This is a genomic window from Niallia endozanthoxylica, assembly GCF_008710145.1.
Classification (GTDB): domain Bacteria; phylum Bacillota; class Bacilli; order Bacillales; family Cytobacillaceae; genus Bacillus_BD; species Bacillus_BD endozanthoxylica.
Window position 1 is genome coordinate 15,092 of sequence record NZ_VYKL01000046.1, and the last position, 22,061, is coordinate 37,152.

Sequence of the window (22,061 nt, forward strand, 5' to 3'; positions counted from 1 at the left end):
TGCACACGAAGTTCTTTAATTTTTCACGGAATATCCTAGCATATTATATCATCCACCCAGAATAGGATAGGGTTGGGGCCTTTTTCGGCTGACTGACCTTTTTTCGTTCCCTCCCCAAATATCCAATTGCTCTAATTATTCAGAGGTGAAGATGATGAAAAAACACTATGGTATGATGATGTTATTAGTTCTGTTATTTATTTTAGCTGGGTGTTCCGATAAAGACACGTCGAGTGAGGATTCAGCAACAGAAGAGGCAGCTGCAGAAAACGTTCAAAATCAAGGAAATGGAACGGAATCATCCCCAAAGGAATCAACACCTAAAGAAGAGTCTCCTAAACCAACCAATCCGAATAAGGATAAACCTAATGGAGAGATTCAGACTGGCGGAGGCAAACAACCGGCACCTCCCCCTTCTAGCGAAAAGGATACAGAAAGTGAACATGAAGACCCTGCCGTTCCTGCTATTCTCCCTTCTGCTTCGTCCCAAGAAGGACCTTCAGAGCTAGAAGAGCAGCAAATGATGATGTTGATGGATGAATATATGGCTAACTATCCATTAGCTGTTAATGAGGGTGCCTTTATTTATATTATGCATTTAATTGACCCAGAGAGCATCTTTTATCATGACCAGGCAGACTACGTGCTGGAAACATATAACCGAAATATTAAAGAGAGCCTGCTTTATTATGACATTGGAAGCATCACACCGGTTGGAGAAGATACGTATCAGATTACAGTACAAGAGTCATTTGCTGTCTATTTCGGAAATGAGGATAGAGAACAAGTCATGGACTTTGAAAATATCTATACGGTAAAAAAATTCGAGTATGGTGTATTTTTAATTACGGATTTGCAGGTCACATCTTTAATCTGAGGTTTGAAAACTGGTGAGGTTCCGAAGGATTCAAAACATCGTTGCGAAGGCATTCGCAATACTGTTCCGAAACCTTCGAAACCTCTTAAACCTGCTTTTTATCAAAAAGAGAGAGATTCCTCATAACGAAGAATCTCCCTTTTATGATTAACTAAATACAGAACCGAAGGCTTCATTTAACTGACGGCGGTGATAGAAGATGCCTTGGCCAAGTTTATCCTCTGTCCAAGTAATTGTTGGGAAGTCTGAGTACACTGCATATCCTCCAGTATACACTTCGTTGCGGTTACCAGATGGATCAAAGAAATAAATCGTTTGACCTCTTGTGATTCCGTGTCGAGTCGGTGTTACGTCGATTTCAATCTCATTACGAGAAAGAATATCAGAGGCTTTTAAAATATCGTGCCAGCTTTCTAAATACCAGCCCACATGGTGTAACTTTCCAACAGGACCTTTGATTATGGCAATATCATGTCCAGTCATGGTTGTTGTAAGCCAAGTAGCGATTAACTGCTCCCCGTCAACAGTCACAACTTTTTCCGTTTCTACAAACCCTAGTATATCTTTGAATAATCTTTTTGTATCGACAATGTCATCACCTGACAACAATGCATGGTCAAGTCGATGCGGAGAAATTCCTCTTAATCCATCTGGCCATGGGTGCGGGTTAAGCCTGCCCGTTGGAACACCAACATAATCAATATCATGATAGAATTCGATTTTATGGCCTGATGGAACGTGAACACGAATCGCTTCTCCTTCACCAACACGCGACTTATTGGAAATACGCTCAATCGTACAGCCAAAATCCCCAATTTTCTTTTCTAATGTATCTAAAACTTCATTATTTGTCACTTTAAAACCCATATGTTCCATTCCGGCGGAGTCAGACTTTTCTAAGATAACGCTGTGATGATCCCATTCATCCCATGCTTTTAAATAGACTCTATTTTCGTCACGACCGGTAATGTCTAAACCTAAAACATTTGTATAGTAGTCTACTGATTTTTCAAAATCATGTACTCTTAGCTGAATACGACCCATTCTTTCAATACCGTTAAAATTCATCATCCTTAACACTCCCCTTATACATTACTAGAATTCGTTTATTTCATAGATGTTCTATAAAACGATGGAACCTTACTCTTGCTGTCTATATGATTGATAAAAAAGGAGATCCTCCCAAATACACCCCATTTATCAATGTGCCTCCCAGGTTTATAAACTATGAAATAAAGTTTATAAACAAATGATAACGCTTACAAATAAATTTAACAATGACACAAGATGTCTGAAAAAACGATAAAATTAGACATTATCTGTTGTTTTATTGACAAAAATCCCCTTTCATTCACCCATCCTTCTTTCTAAAACCACTTGGCACTTAATTGTCACTTTTATAGCATTATTCATCTTGTTCATTCCTTTATAATTAAATTGGACTATCTTTATTACCGCTTCTTTTGTGAATAAATTAACATAGATGTTTTTTTAGGAGGGCTCAACTTGAATTACACTCATTTATTTAATAAAGGAACTATCGGCAAGCTTGCGTTGAAAAACCGCATTGTTATGCCGCCCATGGAGACCAATTTATCTGGAGCAGAAGGAGAAATCACCGACCATCAAATACGTTATTATGAGGAGCGCGCAAAGGGAGGTACAGGGTTAATCATTGTTGAGATGACCTCCATCGAATACGATTACGGAAAGGCATCAGCTGTACAAACAAGGATTGACGATGACCGCTTCATTCCGGGGTTTCATCGTCTGGCTAATACCTTGCATAAATACGGCACAAAAATGTTTGTCCAGCTTCACCATGGCGGTCGTCAATCCTGTTCAATATACATTAACGGCAGACAAATTGTTGCACCTAGTCCCATAGTCAGCGCAGCAGTCGGAGAGGAACCTCGGGAATTGACTCATGCGGAAGTGAGAGAACTAGTGAATAAATTTATTATGGGAGCAGTCAGGTCGAAGATAGCCGGTGCGGATGGAGTTGAGATTCATGCTGCTCATGGGTATTTAGTGAATCAGTTTTTGAGTCCTCTTACCAACATTCGAAAGGATGAATATGGAGGAAGCTTTGAAAACAGAATGCGCTTTTTAGATGAAATCATTGCTGGCATTAAAGAAAAATGCGGGCGTGATTATCCTGTCACAGTAAGGTTGAGTGTCGATGAATTTGTCAATGGCGGCATAGATGTTGAGCTGGGAAAAAGAATCAGCATGCACTTAGAAAGGATAGGAGTGGATGCTATTCATGCCAGCGCTGGAACATATGAATCATTTGAAACCATCATCGAGTCCCCATTATATGAGCAAGGCTGGAGAGTTTATCTTGCTGAAGAAATAAAGAAGGCAGTCAGTATCCCCGTCATCGCGGTCGGCGTCATTCGTGAGCCGGAATTTGCGGAATCAATTTTAGCAGATGGCAAAGCAGACTTTATCGCAATCGGCCGCGGGCAAATTGCAGACCCTGAGTGGGTCCTTAAAGTGATGGAAGGCCGTGAAAGTGAAATTCGCAAATGTATTTGCTGTATGCACTGCATCCGATCAGTCAGTAAGAACCTCCATGTCCAATGTGCGATCAACGTACGTGCTGGACGTGAAATGGAATTTGATGAGCTGACACCGATTCAAGAAAAACGACATGTTGTGATTATTGGCGGCGGTCCAGGCGGTATGGAAGCAGCAAGGGTTCTATCCCAAAAAGGATATAAGATTACCTTATTTGAAAAAGACAATAAGCTAGGCGGACAGCTTCATTTGGTAAGCAAACCGCTCCATAAGGAAAAAATGAATTGGTTTATTGAGTTTGAGCGGAATGAATTGAAACGTCTCGGTGTTGATATCCGGCTAAATACCGAAGCTGAGCTTAACAAGATTAAGGCGATGAATCCCTATGCCGTTATACTAGCAACTGGCGCAAAAGGCTATATCCCGAATATTCCTGGAATCGACTTGCCGAATATCTACGGCTATGAGTATGTCTATTCACACCATAAATACTTCAATCAAGAAAAAATAGTCGTGATGGGCAGCGGAATGATTTGCTTTAGTATTACCGACCAGCTCGCAGGCAAGGGGAACGACGTCACCTTTATTGAGCTTCCAACGGCGATTGGCAATCGTATCAGTGCTCCAACAAGATTACGCCTGATGAATCGGTTGAAAAGAGCAAATGTCAAAATCCTCACAGATTATCATGTCTTACGGATTCAGCCAAATGCCGTAATGATAGAAGATTCTGTTTCAGGTAAGCAGCGAGAGGTTGAAATGGATCATGTGGTTATTGCAATGGGAACACAAGCATATAACCCATTAGAAGAATTGTATCGTCTGCACTTTAATCACGTCTTTGTGATTGGCGATGCCATCAATCATCCGGGGTCCTTGTCAACGGCTGTGAAGGATGGGTTTGAGTTGGCTTATGTGTTCGAATCGCAGATATGTAACAAAGGTTCTGTTGTGACCGTTTAAAAGAGTTGTTATTAATGTTGAGCTTTGTAAAGGACAATTGCCTCGTGAGGAGAAGATATTTTGTCCCTTCGATTTATAACGAGGGACCTTTTCCTTTCTGTTAAAAGGAATTGTCCTTTTTTATTTTTATGAAGAACATTTTTCTAAGCGGAACTGGATGGTTAGTTGAGTCCCACAGGATGTGGGTCACACAGGCATTGCCACAAATGTGGCGTTCTTAGTCTGTGATTCCACGAATGGACCTTTGGCAGTTGGATCTCCTACCTATCTTCTTTACATCCTCAGAATCTTGAAGTGGGAGTCTTACTGCCCGTTAAGAGTGGGATAAAAAAACTGCAGGAACACTTTCAATTGAAAGTGTTCCTGCAGCCTGTGCACATATTTCGTTTTTTAATATGAACAACTAAATTATTGTGCTTTTACAAATTCAGCAGATTTTACCCCTGCTTGAAGACCAAAAACAATAATTTCACCTACAGAGTTGCCTCCGATACGGTTTTGTCCATGTAATCCGCCGGTTACTTCACCCGCTGCGAATAAACCAGGAATTGCTTGTCCATCTTTATTTAATACTTCTGTATTTGTGTTGATGATAACTCCACCCATTGTATAGTGAATTCCAGGGCCGATTTTAATTGCATAGTATGGAGCACCTGATAAAGCATTGTCCATTGCTGTTGTTCTGCCAAACTCTGCATCGTTTTTATTTGTTACGGCAGTGTTCCAAGTATCAAGAGTTGTTTTTAATTCTTCTGCTGGAACATTCATTTTCTCAGCAAGCGCTTCAATTGTGTCACCTTGAACAGTAAAGCCCATTTTTTCGTATTGTTCAATGGCCTTCGCACGAGATTTTACACCAGAATCAAATACAAGCCATGCCGTTCTTTCTGGTAATGCATTAATCGCTGCAGTTACATTATCACGAGTATCCATTTCGTTATGGAATCTTGTTCCTTCTGCATTAACAAGGATGGCTCCTTCACCGCGAACGACTTCACCAATTAAGTAGGATTTTTCCTGTTGTACAGTTGGATGAACTTGGATTTGGTCCATATCCACTGTTGTACCGCCTAACTCTTCAATCATACGAATACCGTCACCCGTGCTGCCAACTTGGTTTGTTGTTACATAGCCAGCTAGATCACTTCTAACTTTAGTAATCATATCCATATTAGCTCCAAAACCGCCGGATGCTACGATAACAGCCTTTGCTGTAATTGTTTTTTCATCTTTTTCATTGAACACAACTCTTACCCCATTTACTTTTCCGTCTTTTTGCGTGATTTCTTTTACATCAGCATTAACGAATAGAGGAATTTGCTTCTCTTCTACATTTTTCACTAAACCATTTACAAGGTATTGACCTACAGCAGAACCATCTTCAGGACGGTGTGTACGCTTTTCGCTCATTCCCCCTGTAATTGTGATATTGTTCAGACGGATACCGATAGAGTCTAACCAATCAATAGCAGCGCCGGAATTATCCACGAAGAAACGAAGCAATTCTGGATTATTTGTTCCTTTACCGCCTTTTAATGTCTCTTCATAGAATTTATCATTGCTATCTTGAATGCCCTGTTCTGTTTGAAACTTTGTTTGGGATGCATTCATACCTGATGAGGACTTTGATGTATTTCCACCAGCAACTGGCATTTTTTCTAAAATAACTGGGTTCATGCCATTTGCCTTTGCTTCTAAAGCAGCAGTCATTCCGGCACCGCCAGCACCAATAATAACGATGTCATAGCTGTCTTGAAGTTCTTCGTAAGGCGTATAGGTGCCTTCCTTAGATGCACCTGAAACGGCTTCTTCTTTATTTACTTCTTCTTTTTTCTCTTCTTTCGGTTCTTCCTTTTGCGGCTCACTCGCGTTGTTGCTTCCGCATCCCGCTGCAATAAGCATGAAAATACTCAAGAAGAGCATAACTAACATGCTTTTTTTCTTCATTGATGTCATCTCCTATCATGTGAATAGATTCACATTAATTAACACACTCATATCTTATAAATCTTCCTGTTACTTTTCTATAGAATCTGGTTGCTTTTATAAAATGATCACAAGTTTTTGTCCTTTTTATGAAAATTATCCATTTCAATAACATAAGATTTGAGTTGGCTTTATAATAATTGGTTGCATAATTTAAATAGAATATTTATGTAATAATTCCATAACTTGTTTTTATATGTAAGCCTTTTGAAGGGAAACGAATACTTTGTTTTTAAATAAGCTTTGTTAGCAAATAATGTTGATAAGCCTACAGCTTTAGATGATTCAAAATCAACAATGTTAATGAACAAAGCCTTTAAATAAAAAAAGAACCGAAAAAATAAATCGGTTCAATCGTTTACATTACATATCTTCTTTGTATGGTTAATGTATCTTTTCTTCATTATAAAGAGCAGCAATCACATCAATATTATTATCAATAAAGTTCAGTCGTTCTCTTGAAACCTGTGACCACTCACTCGACAGATGGCTTGCCGATAAGATATGTCTGATGCTAAATGTGTAGGTGTGATGCAACTCTGAGATTAAGTAGCTGATGCCCGCATGTGGCTCCTTACTCACAATGCTTTCGACATCCTTCTTTAACCAATCTGGCGCCACCTCAACGGATTTTTTCAACAGCCGTTCATACTCTTCATTAAACATGACTTCTTCTCCTTATATAAGTTTAGTATTAGTTTATCCCAATTATTGAACAATGATAAAGCGAAACTTCCATCAGCGGGGGTTTTTCTTCATCCCCCACTGATGGTTAGTTTAGGCCCGCAGGATGTGGGTCACACAGACGTTGCCACAAATGTGACGTTCTTAGTCCGTGATTCCACGAATGGACCTTTACAGGCAGTTGAATCTCCCACCTATCTTCTTTACATCTTCAGAATCTTGAGGTGAGAGGCTTACTGCCCGTTAAGAGTGGGGTAAAAATTATCCCTTTTAGTTCTAAAAGACATGGTTGATTTAGCTGCTAATACAGGTCGTTATAGAAAAGTTGTTACTGATGAAACGAATAGCGTCTTACCTTTTGGGAGCATTTCTTTTATAAATTTTGTTGACATTGCCATAGTTTATACTGCTTTTAGAATTATTTTAACAATGGAAATATTATTCAAAAGGTATAACCTGCACCTATAGGCTATATGATAGTAGCATGTTGATTTTCTTGGATTGGGGGCTGGAGTTATGACTTTAACCGAAGTTTTGCAGAAGCGTACGATCCTTCAACAATATAAGTGCTGGTATGTTTTAGACAATGACTTCCCATGGAATATTCCTTCTATCTATCATAAGATTCACGACCATTTAGATACAACGTTTCCCATTCCTGTTATTTTTTGTTCCATTCGGGAGGCAAATAAAATTATCAGTGATTTAGGCCATGATGAGGACGAATATTTGCGGTTTGCTGCGGGGATTTATTGGCGGGAGCTCGGGATTATCTTTATTTTCCATTATGAGGAATACGAAACCCTCATTGAAACCCTTTTCCATGAATACCGCCATGTGATGCAGGATTTGGACGCTGACTTTCGACATCATTTTGAACATGACAAGAAATTACCTTATAAAGAGCGCAAGACGGAAATGGATGCCTTTCAGTTTGCTAAGGAAAAAACCAATATTTATTTCAAAACCCTTTATGGGCGGGAAAATGTGGTTTAACTCTACGTTTTTATTATATTAATATAACAAAAGAGAAAGTACCATTTAGGTCTTTCTCTTTTTTCTATGAGTATAAAATAGTGTGGAATTTATTATTGAAGATTACAAACCCTTTGTTACATTGCTGCAGAAAAAACAAACTGCTCTGGCTTTTTAGCTTCAAGCTTGTGAAGCTCTGAGAAGAATTTCTTATATTCTACAATTGATAACTCACCGTAAATATAGCTTTTTTGCAGATAATCTAATAGTTCATTAACATGTAAAGGGTTACGCTTTTTACCAGACTCAAAACGCTTTGTTAATTCTTCTAACATTATTCATCCACTCATTTCATTTAGTATTTTATCAACTTGTTTATGTTGGAATCAGTATAACATGTAAAACCTATTGTATTTTATTTTAAAAAAATTCAAACTACCGACATTTTTCTACAAAAGTTTTGTCGAATGTTCGGAGGAAAACGGCTCCCATGTTTTCAAAAAAAAGAAGTCCAAGCAGAGATTTCTCTTCGCATGGACTTCTTTGATTCCTATTGGGCGGTCAGGAAAAATGGATGGGAGGCATTTCCTGATTCGGATTTAAAATCAGGAAAACCGACCTTTATATCTTATCGTATCTACTGTTTTTCTGTTGATAAGGATAACCCATTTTTGCCTAGGAGTATGCTTCCTGTGAGAAGGGCTCCGATTGCCAACACGACTAGGATAATGAATACGGTGTGCAAGCTATCAGCTAGTGCATGCCCATATAGTTCATCGCTTAGCCATAAACCTGATACGGCAATTCCAATTGCCTGACCGAGGTTTCGCAAGAGATTAAAGGAGCCCATTGCCGCTCCACGGAGCTTCCACTCTACTGCTGATTGGACAGCAACGGTAAAAGCAGTAAGCGCTAATCCAAAACCAAAACCAAGAATAGCTGTCAGGACCATCATATACGCAATCGTTGTATCCTCTTGCATGAAAATTAAACCAAAGGTTCCCGCCAATACGACGGAAATACCTGTAACGGCAATTTTTCCAACTGATGATTTGGCTAGCCATCTTCCTGATAATACAGCTCCGAGTGGCCAGGTAATGGACATAGGCAGCATGGAGATGCCGGAAATGGTTGCATTTAAGTTGTTCACACCTTGGACCCATAAAGGAATATAAAAGGTAACGGTTACGAGAATAAAACCGAACAGAAAACTGGCCGTATTCGCAACAGAAATGAATTTATTTTTAAATAAAGAAAGTGGCAGCATAGGTTCTTTTGAATTTTTTTCAATCCAGAAGAACAATCCGATTCCTACCACCGCGACAGCCAGCAGCAGGATGATACTGCCTGTGAGTTCTTTTTGCTCCTTCAATAACGTTAACGCATAGAGAAACGAGGTCATACTAATGGCAAATGTAAAAATGCCTGGATAATCAATAATCTGCTTTTTCTTTTCCAAGTGCTCATGTAAGGCTACCCATAACAGAACCAAGGAGACGATGCCAAACGGGAGATTCATAAAGAAAATCCAGCGCCAGGATACATAATCAACGATGAAGCCGCCTGCCAATGGCCCGATAATCCCGGAAATTCCCCAGACAGAGCTAATCATCCCTTGGATTTTTGCCCGCTGTTCAAAGGCAAATACATCACCAATAATGGTAAATGGAATGGTCGTTAAGGCACCTGCCCCGATTCCTTGAATCACACGGTACCAGACCAGCTGTTCCATTGTCTGCGCTAGACCTGAAAGCATCGAACCAGCGACAAAGATGATAACGCCCAGCGTAAACATTAACTTTCTTCCATATAAGTCAGCCATTTTTCCAAAAATAGGTGTGCCAATCACCATTGCCAATAAATAGACAGATATGACCCACGTATATAGCTCACTGCCTCCTAGATCTCCAACAATCACCGGCATCGCCGTACTCACAATCGTCCCCTCAATCGCCGTAAGAAACGTCGCAATCAACAATGCCCAAATAACTGACTTTTGATTCGTCTGTTTTTCCATTTTAATCCTCCTTTTAAGAGGCAGAAGGGTGGTACTCTGCCTCCTATTCTTGTTGTTTCACGGTCCGCATCCCTTATTTTACGTTCTCGCTTCAGATTTCTATTTCCGCTCCCCTGCCTTATGTTTGGTAATCATCTGCTTTCGCTTCTTGTTCATAAATCTCAATCGGCAATCCATCTGGGTCGGTTAAAAACGTGAATTTTTTTCTCGTAAATGGGTCAATCCTGATTGGTTCTACTTCAACACCTTGCCCCTTTAAATAGCTCACTGTCTCTTCAATATCCTCTACGGCAAACGCAATATGACGCAATCCTGCTGCCTCTGGGTAGCTTGGGCGTGCCGGTGGATTTGGAAACGAAAATAATTCAATCTGGTAGTGACCGTTCACTTTCAAATCCAATTTATAGGAATCCCTCTCCTCCCGATAAACCTCTCGGATGGGGGTAAAACCTAGAATTCTTATGTAGAAGTCTTTAGATTTCTCATAATCTGAACAGATAATTGCAATATGGTGGATACTTAATAATTTCATAACCTACTTGCCTTCCTTTTACATGAGATGTAAGAAAAATAGTATCATATTTATTCCTTTATGAATTGCGAAACGACTTGTTAATGAAACACATTTTTTCGACAACTATTTAACTAACCGTTGATTGTTGTCCTGCAGCGTATTCGTCCATGTGTTTGGTCCAGCATAAACACGTGATAGACCGTAGAGATAGGTATGCTACAGTGTGTTAGAGGTCGTCACAATTAATTATCACAGGCAACAAAAAAGAACCTGTTTTATTTAACAGATTCTTAAAAAAACATGATGTTCTATTTTTCCTGAATGTCTTTATAATATTACTGTAGGAACCTTAGAAAGCTTAGCTTGAAAAGAACATCCACCTGCTTTAACGATAACTCTAAAAATTCCAGGCTTCTTTTTCTTCATTCCCGGTTTCTTTTGACATTGTCGACGAGTTCAACGAATTGAAGGAGAAGGAAAAATGGCCAGAGGATAACAAAGTAGACTTCTTTTAAAATGGTTTTGAGGGGCTGTGCCTTTAAATACCATAAGACGGTGAAGCCGATTAAAAGGTAAAGGGCTATTTGCAGAAGCATCTAATCACCTTCTTATTCCTTTATAACAGTTTATACAATTTTGGGCTTTTGGTGACAAAAAAATGGGCTGAATTTTTATTTTTATTTTTATACGGTGTTTACTTTTTTCAAATGGTTAACGTAACATTAGAATTCAGTTACAGGAAAATAATAGGACTCCTTTTTAAAGGACAATAATAAAACAAGCAGTCTTCTCTCCTGCTTGTTGTTTACGTTCTATTCTAAGTGAATTTTTCTTCCTCTTTGTTTTGGGACAATGATTTGCAGCACTCCGTCTTTATAAGAAGCTTTTACTGTTTTCTCATCGATTGGCTGTGGAAATGAAATCGTTCTGCTTGACCGTTGCATTGACTGCTGTCGCCTGACAACAACGCGATTCTCATCTTCTTCGGTTAAGGACTCGGAGGATTGAACAGAGATTGTTACGTAATGATCAAGAATATCGATGTCAATTTGTTCCCGCTTAATACCCGGAAGCTCAGAAGTTAGTCGATACTCATTTTCTGTTTCTGTGACATCCACGTTGAATGAAGAACTGAAAAAGAAAGGCTTTTGAAACAACTCATCCATCTGCTGTAATAATCCCTTTACAGGTTTTTCATTGAAAAAATGATTGAGAGGCCTCATTAACTCTCCAAACCGATCATTACGGTCATTTTTTTTACGCTCAAACATATGGTCATCCCCTCCCAGGCAAGAATCAATCCCCAATATCATATGCACAAAAGAAAAAAGTGTGAAACAATATTTGCTTTATCGCTTTAAAGAGTTGGGGGACAGTCCCCCAGTGCTTTAGTGTGTTAAAGTGACCCCGAAGGACAAGCTGCTTTACGGTATACCTTATATAGTATATTATTAATTTCATATTATGATTTATGACTGTTAGAGAGGGATGGAGAAGGTTGAAGGTTACAGATATTGCACGTGATGAGCTAGTCTCGTTGTTAGCGTCAGAGAACCAATCTAGTGTTCGCCTGTTTTTTTCAGGCTATGGCTGAGGAGGCCCTAAGATTGGAGTGGCTCTGGATGAGCCGCAAGCAAATGATCAAGTTGAAGTGATCAATGGTGTTCAAATTGCCATAGAACAGGATCTTATTGAATACACAACTAGCCTTACTTTAGATTACAATGAATATCGCGGCTTTGTTTTATCAGGTATGCAAAGCTGTTAAACAAATAAGACGATAAGACAGGTACCATTTAGGTGCCTGTTTTTTTATAGCCTTCTACGCTAATCTATGAATTTTTAATAGAAAGTTTAATTTATTAGATTATTTTCTGTTGACAGTCTATCTTTTTCCTGCAATAATAAATTCAATTAAATACTGGTACCTTTAATTCAGTCCAGAGAGGCTGACAAGGACAACGGATATTTATCCTAGGCGGGGTATGCCTTATTTTGCTATACCTATCAACCCAGGATAATTAGAAGAGGTTTATTGTCATGTCTGGCAATAAACCTTTTTTTATTGCCAAACACGTCGGTACCAGTTCCAAAAATATTTTATTGGAGGAATTGGAATGGAAAACAAAGATTTAGAATTCTCATTATCACCTGTACCACAATCACATCGAAATGGATTTTGGAAAATACTCGCGGTTATGCTTGGGTTAACGTTCTTCTCTGCAAGCATGTGGGCCGGTGGAACGCTTGGAAACGGACTAAGCTTTACAACCTTTATGCTTGTTGTTCTGGCAGGAAATCTATTACTTGGCATTTATACGGGTGCACTCGCCCATATCTCAGCAAAAACAGGGTTATCGACACATCTTTTAACAAAATATGCTTTTGGTATAAAAGGTTCTTATCTTTCCTCTTTTCTGCTAGCGTCTACTCAGGTTGGATGGTTCGGCGTTGGTGTAGCAATGTTTGCAGTCCCTGTTCATAAAGTAACCGGAATAAATTTATATCTGCTTATCGTACTTTCAGGTATTTTAATGACTTTAACAGCGATTTATGGAATGAAGGCTTTAGCGATACTTGGAATGGTTGCCGTACCGGCCATTGCTATTTTAGGAAGCTACTCTGTTTTTGAAGCAACAGAAACAATCGGTGGTATGGAAGGATTAATGGCGTATCAGCCGGTTCAAGGATTAGGAATTGCCGCTGCCTTAACGATTTGTATCGGCTCTTTCGTAAGCGCTGGAACATTGACACCTGACTTTACCCGCTTTGCCAAAACTTCAAAGTCAGCCGTAACAGCAACTGTAATTGCCTTCTTCTTAGGAAACTCATTAATGTTCCTATTCGGCGCAGTTGGAGCGATGACATATGGCAAGTCAGATATCTCAGATGTCATGTTTTTACAAGGATTAATTTTACCAGCGATTATCGTACTTGGTCTAAATATTTGGACAACAAACGAAAATGCTCTATACGCTTCAAGCTTAGGCTACACAACGATTACAAAATGGAATAAAAACAAAATTGTCGTATTCAACGGTGTTCTTGGAACCATCGCAGCTATGTGGCTTTACAACAATTTTACTGGATTCTTAACTGTACTAGGGTCTGCGCTTCCATCAATCGGAGCCATTATCATTGCGGATTATTTCTTTCTAAACCGAGCTAAATACAAAGTCGCTTTTAAAAAAATGACCTTTAAATCCGTGAACTGGATGGCCATTCTTGCATGGGCCGGAGGTGTAGCTGCCGCAGAATTACTGCCTGGCATCGCGCCAATTAACGGACTTGCAGGCTCCATCATCCTTTATATTATCCTTATGAAAAGTGCACCTTTATTCGCAGCTAAGTCAGTACGTAAACTAAATGAAAAGGTGAGTTAATAAATGATTATTAAAAATGCAACGCTTCGTGGAAAAACGGGATTATGGACTCTTGTGATTGAGGACGGAAAAATGGCAAAAATTACACAGGCTGTTGTCGAGACGACAGGCCATGAAGTAATCGATGCGGCGGGATCTCTTATCCTCCCGCCTTTTATTGAGCCGCATATCCATCTGGATACAACCTTAACAGCAGGTGAGCCGGAGTGGAACCTGAGCGGTACTCTTTTTGAAGGCATCCAAAGATGGGCCGAGCGTAAAGAAACGCTGACGTTTGAGGATGTAAAAACAAGAGCGAAAACAGCCTTGAAATGGCAGATTGCTCAAGGAATTCAGCATGTTCGGACACATGTTGATGTAACGGACCCAACACTAACGGCGTTAAAAGCGATGCTTGAAGTAAAAGAAGAAATGTCACCATATGTAAATCTGCAGCTTGTTGCTTTTCCACAAGAAGGCATTCTCTCCTATCCGAACGGCACAGAGCTTTTAGAAGAGTCTCTAAAAATGGGTGCAGATGCTGTCGGCGGCATCCCTCACTTTGAATTCACTCGTGAATATGGTGTGGATTCGATGAAAATCGCATTTGATTTAGCTGAAAAATATGACCGTCTCGTTGATATTCACTGTGACGAAATCGACGATGAGCAATCACGATTTGTCGAAGTAGTAGCCAAGGAAGCATATGAGCGCGGTCTTGGTGCCCGGACAACAGCCAGCCATACAACGGCCATGGGCTCGTATAATGATGCATATACCTACAAACTATTCCGTTTGTTAAAAATGTCTGGGCTAAACTTTGTCTCCAATCCGCTTGTGAATATTCACCTGCAAGGCCGATTTGATACGTACCCAAAACGAAGAGGATTAACACGGGTGAAAGAATTACTGGAATCAGGCTTGAATGTCTGCTTTGGACATGATGATATTTTTGACCCATGGTATCCGCTTGGAACAGGCAACATGCTGCAGGTACTGCACATGGGAATCCATGCCTCCCAATTGATGGGCTATGAGCAAATCGTAAACTCAATTGACCTCATCACGGCTAATAGTGCCAGAACCCTTCAAATCGAGGACCATTATGGAATTGAAGAAGGCAAACCGGCAAACCTAATAATACTCTCTGCAGAAAACGAATATGAAGCCATTCGCAAACAAGCAACTGTCACATACTCGATTCGAAACGGAAGCATCATCGCTCAAACCAAACCAGCCGAAACCAGCATCATACTCGGCCAAACAGCGGAGAAAATAAACTTTAACAAATAATAAAAACTGAAGAATCCAAGGGGTAGCCTTTCGCACATTAAAGCAGCGGGGGACAGTCCCCCAGTGCGTTAACGCGCTGGGGGACTGTCCCCCGCTTTGTTAATGCGTTAAAGCATTATCTTTTTTCTAGACTCAGACGAAAAAGGCCATTGTTGTTTGTCACTTGCTTTCAATATTATGATAGAATAGCTAGTACGGTAATTTTATAATGGGAGGGGTATCCTGCTTGTTAGAGTCCCTGTTGTTGAATTTTTTATTTTTGCTTTTACCCGTTTTGACTTATCTTATTTTTTTTGAGAATCGAATGCATGTGTTAACGATGCCAGTTGTTGTTGTTCTTGGCGCCGCTTCAATGATATTGTGTATGTCGTTTCCAATTTATTTAGAGGTCGGATTTATTTTTGATTTACGTTTAATTCCACTGATTATGGTTTCTCTTTACAGTGGTTATAAATATGCCTTTATCCTTTATCTTGTTCTCATAATATACCGTTTTATTATTGGCGGAGACGGCACAATTGAAGCATTTTTGTATAATACCGTTTTGTTTCCGTTTATCACCGTATGGAGCAACAAATTTCGGCAATGGAAGCCGCGGCATAGAATTAATTTCGCCGCTTTGATCTCATTTTTCTCCATACTCTTTTATCTATTCACTCTTGCTTTTCAGGTACCATTAAATCGGGAATTCTGGCTCCTAGCTGTCAATTCATTGTCAACCTATATTATTATGACCCTTATTCTGATGTTTTTAGTTGAGAAGATTATCGCTAATACAAAAGCGCGTGAATCTTTTTTATACAAAGAACGGTTCCATATAATTAGTGAGCTCTCAGCCAGTGTAGCACATGAAATCCGTAACCCGTTGACGGTAACGAATGGCTTTCTTCAACTGCTCAGCGAGTCTAATTCCATCCCAGGTAAAGAAAAAGGTTATATCGATTTCTCCTTAAAGGAGTTAAAGCGCGCGGAGAAAATTGTCAGTGATTTTCTCACCTTCTCCAAGCCACAAAGTGAAAATATGGTCTATTCCAACTTGAAAGAGGAAGCCGAGTATACGAAAAATATCCTGCAGCCCTATGCACATATGCACCAGGTCGAGATGGATCTTTCGTTTCAAAATACCTTACATTTAAAATATGATAAAAATCAAATGCAGCAATGTTTAATCAATTTATGTAAAAATGGAATTGAATCAATGGAGGAAACAGGCGGTGCACTGTCTGTTAGTGTATTCGAACGGAAGAACAACATAGTCATTACTATTAAAGATACGGGTATCGGCATGACCAAGGAACAGGTAGCTCATTTAGGAAAGCCGTATTACTCGACAAAAAATCAGGGGACAGGCCTTGGCATGCTGATGGTGTATAGCACTATTCATAAAGTAAAAGGGAATATTAAGGTTGATAGTGAAGTAGACAAAGGCACAACATTTACCATCTCCATTCCAGTTTAATTATAAAATTAGCTCCTTGCACAGACTTGCGCAGGAGCTTTTTCTATAGTTATATCCCAGCATTTTTCAAAATAGAAACAAGCTGATTACGATTTGGATAATCGGACTCTGCAAATTGTTGAATCGTTTGGTTTACATCATATGCTACTCTCACAATCGATGTTTGACAGCTTCCATCCTGTATATCCAGAAGAGCATACGAAGCTTTAGCATTTCCATCAAACGGAAGCCCGACACTTCCTATATTAATTATGCATTTTCCATTTAAATATCTAATATACGGTCTATGAATATGTGCATAGACATAAACATCTGCCGCTTGAACCATCATTTTTCTTTCTAATATTTCTTCATTTTCATGGGGAAGAACAATATCAAAAAGACTGCTTGGTGTCGCGTGATAGGCATGAATAGAAACACCTTCGACCTCAAGTTTTAATTCTGTCGGGAGACCCTGAAGATACTCAATAGCGTCCGCATTCAAATGGGCACAAATCCATTCCCTTTCCTTATTCATCATATCTAGCGCGTGATCTGCCACCTCCCCCTTCTTCACTCCACGTATGACCCATTCATCTGCATTTCCTTTAATAACCTCAGTATGTAATGCACGGACAAGATCCATTGAACGCTGCGGCTCCGGTCCTCGATAGCAGATATCTCCTAGAACGTAGATTTTATCAACGGCCCGACCCTTGATATCCTTTAACACAGCATCAAGCGCATTAGCGTTTCCATGGATATCCGAGATAAAAGCAATCTTCATTCCACCATCCCCTTTTTTTCAAATTAATTTTATTGTAACTGAACAAATCAGCATCCACAAACATCCCACCCTACTCTATAATTCAATTTGCAGAGAACATCTCCACCAATTCAATTACACTATTTTTGAAAAAACAGAAAAATGGACGACCGCCTTATAGTACTTGTCCATTCATTTCTTTACTAGAAGCATATTTTATTTTATAAGGATGAAAGGGGGAAAGTTGTGTGGAAGAAAAACAACATCACCACATTCGTTTTGATAAAGGGAATGTAGCAGGAATATTTGATGACGATGGAAACTTAATTATTAAGGTAGACAAAGTCATCATCCACGCAGATGATATCATTATTATTAAAAAGGATGACGATAAGCATCACGAACATAAACACCATGATGATCATAAGCATAAGCAGCATGATCATCATGGCGGAGATCGTGAAAGCAAAAGAAAACCGTTTTGGTTTGATTAACAGAAAACAGGCATAGAAGGACTTTCCCTTCTATGCCCTTTCTATTAAATGACAAGAAAAAACCGAGTTCTTTCTAAAACAGCGTTCTTTATTGATAGGCATTTAGATATTAACAAATTTGACTGTTTGTAAAAGCCTCATTAATGGCTTCTTCCACTTTTTGTTTATTCATACTCGACTTAATATATCTTTTCGTTACGTTAATATCTTTATGACCTGCCAGTCGAGAGACTGTTTCAACATCCACTTTATTATCAATGAGCCGCTGACAGAAGGTATGTCGAAGCTTTTGGGGATTCACTTGATATTTCTTCAGCATATATTGAACAGCTCTCTCTGTAAGACGTTCACCTGCATTGGAAACAAAAACCGCTTCTTCTGCCGAATGCGAGGCTAAATAATTTTTCAAGTATTCCCTCGCCTCCTGCGAAAGTGGAATGACTCTTTTTTCATTCGTTTTTTCTACAATTAATTCATGATTGTCCAAATCAATATGAGACCGATTTAAGCTGCATAATTCTGAAACACGGATTCCTGTGTGCAAAAGAACATACACAATCGTAATATTGCGAAGATTCCCATCCTCTTTTACCTTTTTTAATAACTGATTGTATTCGAAAGCAGATAAAGTCTCAATTTCATTCTTTTTTTCAACAGGTTTGATTTCGATCCCAAACGTGAGCTCTGGTTTTTTTAAAAATTTAGCAAAAGTCCGAATCGCTCCAATCGTTTTATCTATCGTTGCCAGACTTTTCTGCTGTTCTTCCAAATAATCAATATACGATTGGATATCTGATTTTTCTAGGTGATTGATATCCCTGTTCTTCTCTTGAAGCCATTCTTGATATTTTTCCAATTCTCTCTTATACGTTTTAATCGTATTGGGAGATTTATTATGTTCGTTTAACCAGAGACAGAAATCAAGAATCAGCGGAATAGCTTCAGTAGAATGTTTTTTCATTTCAATCCTCCTAGTTATTTCTTTATTCTTATTATAACTTAATAGAATATTAGAAATAAACCCACTTCTACGAATACTTATTGTTCCTTTGACGTAATGTGTATTTGAAAAGATTATTTTATTCTATAAAAGAAGCTATTCTATTCATTCAGTTTTTATTAACAAACTTTTGTTTTAAGTAGATTTACACACCCAAATAAGCATTTTTAATCATAAAAAAGAGAGTCAATCAACACAGATTCCTCTCTTTCCGATGTATCAATAATAAATATTTATTCTAAGAAGTATTAACTATTTGAAGCAAAAATAAATGAATCTGGCTTTTGTGCGTTTAATTTATCAAGCACAGAATAAAACTGTTTGTATTCAACGATGGATAATTCACCATGTATGTATCTTCTTTGAATGTGATCTAGTAATTCATTAACATGCAATGGGTTACGATTTTTCACTTTCTCAAAATGACTCTTTAACTCTTCCAACATAGTAATCCACCACTTTCTTTAAATTTTCAAACATTTATACGCAGGAAGAATCATACCATGAAAAAATCACTCTTTTTTATTTTTATAATTTTCAGACTAACGACATGAATTTACAAGATTTTAGTTGTGTGAGTCGTATAAATTTGGTGCAACCTTTTCATATAAAGGTTTTTACCATTTATATGCATTCTACAAATGTCGTCGAAAAAACGATTTCTGCGCTATCTTTGTAGGATTCTCTCGAAAACTTTTTTACTTTTATACAAAAAATTACTATCTTTCTATATACAAATATTCCAGTTCAGGAAATATCTTTTAATATTTCGGAAGCCTTGAAAATACAGAATTATTAGTTTGGAAAATAGGGTTGGCAAAATGGATAATATGAATTAAAATAAACTCTGTTTTATAAATATGTAATAAGGATGATTTGAATTGGAACAACTATTACAACAAGAACTGCAAAAAAAGAAGTCCTTAAAAAGACTTCTAACCTTTCTGCTCCCATCATGTCTTGGAATCTTTCTATTTATGGTTCCGATTTCGTATAACGATAATATTACCATTCCGATTGCCGTTTTATCCGGTCTAGTACAGGAATGGCTGGCTGACTCCTTACCGGCCATTATGACGGGAATTATTATTCTTACTCTGCTAGGTACACTATTGATAAAAACCGTACGTCCAGCAGTGATGAATCGAAATCCGTTTTTAAAAACGCTGCTCGACGTTCCGCCCGTTTGGTTTGCTGCACGAATTCTTGGCGCAATTTTTGCCGTTTGTGTACTTTTCCAATTGGGACCAGAAATGATTTGGTCTGAGAATACGGGAGGATTGCTTCTAAATAGCCTGTTGCCTGTACTTTTCTCTGTCTTTTTATTTGCCGGCTTGTTCCTGCCGCTCCTATTGGACTTTGGTCTGCTTGAGTTGTTTGGAACGCTGCTAACAAAAATTATGCGTCCGGTTTTCAAGTTACCTGGGCGTTCGTCCATCGATTGTATTGCTTCCTGGCTTGGTGACGGAACGATTGGGGTTCTTTTAACAAGCAAGCAGTATGAGGAAGGCTATTACACGAAACGTGAAGCTGCTATCATTGGTACCTCTTTCTCAGTCGTATCCATTACGTTTAGCCTTGTCGTCATTTCTCAGGTTGGACTTGCTCATATGTTCGTCCCGTTTTACTTAACGATCACGGGAGCAGGATTGGCGGCTGCTTTTATCGCACCTAGAATTCCCCCGCTTTCTCGTAAAAAAGATACGTATTATGTAGAAAAACCGGATGACTATACAGAGGATCATATTCCTGAAGGTCATACGCCGCTTACATGGGGATTTGCGCAAGCACTTAAAAAGGCCGGCCATAACCGTGGTCTTCAAGCTTTCTTTATTTCCGGCGGTAAAAATGTTCTTGATATGTGGATGGGCGTGGCACCAATCGTGATGGCTCTTGGAACTCTTGCCCTAATCATTGCCGAGTATACACCGCTTTTCCAATGGCTTGGCTTGCCGTTTATTCCTTTATTAGAATTACTGCAAATTCCTGAGGCAAAAGCAGCTTCAGAAACATTGGTTGTTGGTTTTGCCGACATGTTCCTGCCATCTGTTATCGGTGCAGGGATTGAAAGCGAAATGACAAGATTTATCGTAGCATCTGTATCGGTTACACAGCTGATTTACATGTCCGAAGTTGGGGGATTGCTGCTAGGCTCGAAAATCCCTGTTTCTTTCTGGGAGTTATTCGTGATTTTCATCCAAAGAACGTTAATCACCTTGCCAATTATTACACTTGTAGCGCATTTTCTTTTTTAATAATTGAAACACCTCCAAAATTTGGGGGTGTTTTTTGTGATTAGGGCTGCTGGATGGCTAGCAGCCCATCATTTCATTTAGGGATTCCCTCATCATTCTTAGGAAGGACATTTTCCTTTGTCTAACATACTATTTTATCCTTTGTGACTTTTTACAGTAACAGCAGCGCCATTCTATAGGACACTCCTGAAATGAGCACTCCTTTATTCATCATCAATTTCGCCGTCGCCAATTTCATCTTCTTCCTCAACGTCTTCTACTTCTTCACCTTCTTCAGGCTTTTCATCATTACCGCATCCTGTTAAGGAAAATAAAGAAAAGGCAAGACAAAACATCATAAAATACTTTTTCATCTGGAAAACCTCCTTTGTTTTTAAGGTTTCCAACCTGTTTAGGAATATGTAGACGATTCAGCACAGGATGAATATTAAAAACAATAGGACATTACTTCAAATGCTCATTTAAAATACTTTCTTCCAACACACTGAATTTATCTCCATATACTTTCGTAATATGTTTTTCACCCCAATCGCAAAGCGAATGCAAGATTCCCTCCAAGCTCCATCCATATTCACTTAACTCATATTCCACTTTGGGTGGAACTTGATTGTAAACGATTCGATTAATCACTCCAGCTTCTTCTAATTCACGCAGCTGCTGGGTTAACATTTTTTGCGTAATAGTCGGCATCAGCTTTTTCAATTCACTTGTTCTTTTCTTTCCTCGCAATAAATGGCATAAAATCACGCATTTCCACTTGCCTCCAATCACTTCTAACGTTGCTTCTACAGATATATTGTATTTCTTCTTTTCTATCATAATGACCTCCCTTTTATAGATACTAAAAGGTACCTATATAACTTTTTGGTATCTATATTACTTTAAAGTACGTACTTCTTTTTCAAACCCATTTA

Annotated in this window: 22 protein-coding genes; 9 read left to right on the top strand and 13 right to left on the bottom strand. The window is 38.8% G+C overall.

Features of this window, described 5'->3' with window-relative positions:
• Positions 1-151: 151 nt before the first annotated feature.
• Complete coding sequence (locus F4V44_RS24090) at positions 152-877, top strand: TcaA NTF2-like domain-containing protein (protein WP_150442558.1); 726 nt, start codon at positions 152-154, stop codon at positions 875-877.
• Between the two features lie 147 nt (positions 878-1,024).
• Here the strand turns inward: F4V44_RS24090 and F4V44_RS24095 are convergent, their stop codons facing one another.
• Positions 1,025-1,948: a catechol 2,3-dioxygenase gene (locus F4V44_RS24095; protein ID WP_223882023.1), complete on the bottom strand. Its 924-nt coding sequence runs from the start codon at positions 1,946-1,948 to the stop codon at positions 1,025-1,027.
• A gap of 435 nt (positions 1,949-2,383) precedes the next feature.
• On the opposite strand from F4V44_RS24095, the gene F4V44_RS24100 reads away from it, so the two are divergent.
• Positions 2,384-4,363, top strand: a complete 1,980-nt coding sequence (locus F4V44_RS24100; protein WP_150442559.1) for an oxidoreductase — start codon at positions 2,384-2,386, stop codon at positions 4,361-4,363.
• A 408-nt stretch (positions 4,364-4,771) separates the two neighbouring features.
• Here F4V44_RS24100 and F4V44_RS24105 read toward each other — a convergent pair whose 3' ends face one another.
• Positions 4,772-6,310, bottom strand: a complete 1,539-nt coding sequence (locus F4V44_RS24105) for a flavocytochrome c (protein ID WP_150442560.1) — start codon at positions 6,308-6,310, stop codon at positions 4,772-4,774.
• Positions 6,311-6,733: 423 nt separating this feature from the next.
• Entirely contained in the window at positions 6,734-7,015 is a 282-nt protein-coding gene (locus F4V44_RS24110; protein ID WP_150442561.1) for a hypothetical protein, read from the bottom strand.
• A gap of 534 nt (positions 7,016-7,549) precedes the next feature.
• Here F4V44_RS24110 and F4V44_RS24115 point away from each other — a divergent pair.
• Entirely contained in the window at positions 7,550-8,029 is a 480-nt protein-coding gene (locus tag F4V44_RS24115) for a DUF3920 family protein (RefSeq protein ID WP_150442562.1), read from the top strand.
• Positions 8,030-8,145: 116 nt separating this feature from the next.
• Here F4V44_RS24115 and yppF (F4V44_RS24120) read toward each other — a convergent pair whose 3' ends face one another.
• The 5 genes from yppF (F4V44_RS24120) to F4V44_RS24135 form a co-directional block, all read right to left on the bottom strand.
• The gene (yppF, locus tag F4V44_RS24120; RefSeq protein WP_150442563.1) at positions 8,146-8,343 is read right to left on the bottom strand and encodes a YppF family protein; all 198 of its coding nucleotides are present in this window, start codon (positions 8,341-8,343) and stop codon (positions 8,146-8,148) included.
• A gap of 302 nt (positions 8,344-8,645) precedes the next feature.
• Positions 8,646-10,025 (bottom strand): MDR family MFS transporter, encoded by a 1,380-nt coding sequence (locus tag F4V44_RS24125; RefSeq protein ID WP_150442564.1) that lies wholly within the window; start codon positions 10,023-10,025, stop codon positions 8,646-8,648.
• 118 nt (positions 10,026-10,143) lie between these two features.
• Complete coding sequence (gene gloA2 / locus F4V44_RS24130; RefSeq protein WP_150442565.1) at positions 10,144-10,557, bottom strand: SMU1112c/YaeR family gloxylase I-like metalloprotein; 414 nt, start codon at positions 10,555-10,557, stop codon at positions 10,144-10,146.
• A 404-nt stretch (positions 10,558-10,961) separates the two neighbouring features.
• Positions 10,962-11,135: a hypothetical protein gene (locus F4V44_RS27625; RefSeq protein ID WP_191090838.1), complete on the bottom strand. Its 174-nt coding sequence runs from the start codon at positions 11,133-11,135 to the stop codon at positions 10,962-10,964.
• 216 nt (positions 11,136-11,351) lie between these two features.
• Positions 11,352-11,810, bottom strand: a complete 459-nt coding sequence (locus F4V44_RS24135) for an Hsp20 family protein (protein ID WP_150442566.1) — start codon at positions 11,808-11,810, stop codon at positions 11,352-11,354.
• Between the two features lie 341 nt (positions 11,811-12,151).
• Here F4V44_RS24135 and F4V44_RS27630 point away from each other — a divergent pair, with 341 nt between their 5' ends.
• The 4 genes from F4V44_RS27630 (at position 12,152) to F4V44_RS24150 (ending at position 16,653) form a co-directional block, all read left to right on the top strand.
• Positions 12,152-12,307 carry a hypothetical protein gene (locus F4V44_RS27630; protein ID WP_191090839.1) on the top strand — a complete coding sequence of 52 codons (156 nt, stop codon included), beginning with the start codon at positions 12,152-12,154 and terminating at the stop codon, positions 12,305-12,307.
• Positions 12,308-12,656: 349 nt separating this feature from the next.
• Positions 12,657-13,922 carry a cytosine permease gene (codB, locus tag F4V44_RS24140; RefSeq protein WP_150442567.1) on the top strand — a complete coding sequence of 422 codons (1,266 nt, stop codon included), beginning with the start codon at positions 12,657-12,659 and terminating at the stop codon, positions 13,920-13,922.
• 3 nt (positions 13,923-13,925) lie between these two features.
• Positions 13,926-15,194 (top strand): cytosine deaminase, encoded by a 1,269-nt coding sequence (locus F4V44_RS24145; RefSeq protein WP_150442568.1) that lies wholly within the window; start codon positions 13,926-13,928, stop codon positions 15,192-15,194.
• 244 nt (positions 15,195-15,438) lie between these two features.
• Positions 15,439-16,653 (top strand): sensor histidine kinase, encoded by a 1,215-nt coding sequence (locus F4V44_RS24150; RefSeq protein ID WP_223882024.1) that lies wholly within the window; start codon positions 15,439-15,441, stop codon positions 16,651-16,653.
• 49 nt (positions 16,654-16,702) lie between these two features.
• Here the strand turns inward: F4V44_RS24150 and F4V44_RS24155 are convergent, their stop codons facing one another.
• The gene (locus tag F4V44_RS24155; protein ID WP_150442570.1) at positions 16,703-17,419 is read right to left on the bottom strand and encodes a metallophosphoesterase family protein; all 717 of its coding nucleotides are present in this window, start codon (positions 17,417-17,419) and stop codon (positions 16,703-16,705) included.
• 227 nt (positions 17,420-17,646) lie between these two features.
• Between F4V44_RS24155 and F4V44_RS24160 the strand changes: the two genes are divergently transcribed.
• Positions 17,647-17,892 (top strand): hypothetical protein, encoded by a 246-nt coding sequence (locus tag F4V44_RS24160; protein ID WP_150442571.1) that lies wholly within the window; start codon positions 17,647-17,649, stop codon positions 17,890-17,892.
• Positions 17,893-18,001: 109 nt separating this feature from the next.
• On the opposite strand, the gene F4V44_RS24165 is transcribed toward F4V44_RS24160, so the two are convergent.
• Positions 18,002-18,853: a tyrosine-type recombinase/integrase gene (locus F4V44_RS24165; RefSeq protein ID WP_150442572.1), complete on the bottom strand. Its 852-nt coding sequence runs from the start codon at positions 18,851-18,853 to the stop codon at positions 18,002-18,004.
• Between the two features lie 287 nt (positions 18,854-19,140).
• Positions 19,141-19,338, bottom strand: a complete 198-nt coding sequence (gene yppF / locus F4V44_RS24170) for a YppF family protein (protein WP_150442573.1) — start codon at positions 19,336-19,338, stop codon at positions 19,141-19,143.
• A gap of 531 nt (positions 19,339-19,869) precedes the next feature.
• Here yppF (F4V44_RS24170) and F4V44_RS24175 point away from each other — a divergent pair.
• On the top strand, positions 19,870-21,147 hold the full coding sequence (locus tag F4V44_RS24175; protein ID WP_150442583.1) for a YjiH family protein: 1,278 nt from the start codon (positions 19,870-19,872) through the stop codon (positions 21,145-21,147).
• A gap of 203 nt (positions 21,148-21,350) precedes the next feature.
• Here the strand turns inward: F4V44_RS24175 and F4V44_RS27635 are convergent, their stop codons facing one another.
• A complete protein-coding gene (locus F4V44_RS27635; RefSeq protein WP_191090840.1) occupies positions 21,351-21,500 on the bottom strand; it encodes a hypothetical protein in 150 nt (49 codons plus the stop codon).
• A 91-nt stretch (positions 21,501-21,591) separates the two neighbouring features.
• The gene (locus F4V44_RS24180; RefSeq protein ID WP_150442584.1) at positions 21,592-21,963 is read right to left on the bottom strand and encodes a winged helix-turn-helix transcriptional regulator; all 372 of its coding nucleotides are present in this window, start codon (positions 21,961-21,963) and stop codon (positions 21,592-21,594) included.
• Between the last annotated feature and the right edge of the window lie 98 nt (positions 21,964-22,061).

What these genes read in the sequence shown, in the direction of transcription:
- F4V44_RS24090 (WP_150442558.1), top strand. Translation starts at nt 152, where the DNA reads ATGATGAAAAAACACTATGGTATGATGATGTTATTAGTTCTGTTATTT.
- F4V44_RS24095 (WP_223882023.1), bottom strand. Translation starts at nt 1,948, where the DNA reads ATGATGAATTTTAACGGTATTGAAAGAATGGGTCGTATTCAGCTAAGA.
- yppF (WP_150442573.1), bottom strand. Translation starts at nt 19,338, where the DNA reads ATGTTGGAAGAGTTAAAGAGTCATTTTGAGAAAGTGAAAAATCGTAAC.
- F4V44_RS24145 (WP_150442568.1), top strand. Translation starts at nt 13,926, where the DNA reads ATGATTATTAAAAATGCAACGCTTCGTGGAAAAACGGGATTATGGACT.
- F4V44_RS24155 (WP_150442570.1), bottom strand. Translation starts at nt 17,419, where the DNA reads ATGAAGATTGCTTTTATCTCGGATATCCATGGAAACGCTAATGCGCTT.
- gloA2 (WP_150442565.1), bottom strand. Translation starts at nt 10,557, where the DNA reads ATGAAATTATTAAGTATCCACCATATTGCAATTATCTGTTCAGATTAT.
- codB (WP_150442567.1), top strand. Translation starts at nt 12,657, where the DNA reads ATGGAAAACAAAGATTTAGAATTCTCATTATCACCTGTACCACAATCA.
- F4V44_RS24110 (WP_150442561.1), bottom strand. Translation starts at nt 7,015, where the DNA reads ATGTTTAATGAAGAGTATGAACGGCTGTTGAAAAAATCCGTTGAGGTG.
- F4V44_RS24105 (WP_150442560.1), bottom strand. Translation starts at nt 6,310, where the DNA reads ATGAAGAAAAAAAGCATGTTAGTTATGCTCTTCTTGAGTATTTTCATG.
- F4V44_RS24125 (WP_150442564.1), bottom strand. Translation starts at nt 10,025, where the DNA reads ATGGAAAAACAGACGAATCAAAAGTCAGTTATTTGGGCATTGTTGATT.
- F4V44_RS24115 (WP_150442562.1), top strand. Translation starts at nt 7,550, where the DNA reads ATGACTTTAACCGAAGTTTTGCAGAAGCGTACGATCCTTCAACAATAT.
- F4V44_RS24135 (WP_150442566.1), bottom strand. Translation starts at nt 11,810, where the DNA reads ATGTTTGAGCGTAAAAAAAATGACCGTAATGATCGGTTTGGAGAGTTA.
- yppF (WP_150442563.1), bottom strand. Translation starts at nt 8,343, where the DNA reads ATGTTAGAAGAATTAACAAAGCGTTTTGAGTCTGGTAAAAAGCGTAAC.
- F4V44_RS24175 (WP_150442583.1), top strand. Translation starts at nt 19,870, where the DNA reads ATGGTTCCGATTTCGTATAACGATAATATTACCATTCCGATTGCCGTT.
- F4V44_RS24165 (WP_150442572.1), bottom strand. Translation starts at nt 18,853, where the DNA reads ATGAAAAAACATTCTACTGAAGCTATTCCGCTGATTCTTGATTTCTGT.
- F4V44_RS27625 (WP_191090838.1), bottom strand. Translation starts at nt 11,135, where the DNA reads ATGCTTCTGCAAATAGCCCTTTACCTTTTAATCGGCTTCACCGTCTTA.
- F4V44_RS27635 (WP_191090840.1), bottom strand. Translation starts at nt 21,500, where the DNA reads ATGAAAAAGTATTTTATGATGTTTTGTCTTGCCTTTTCTTTATTTTCC.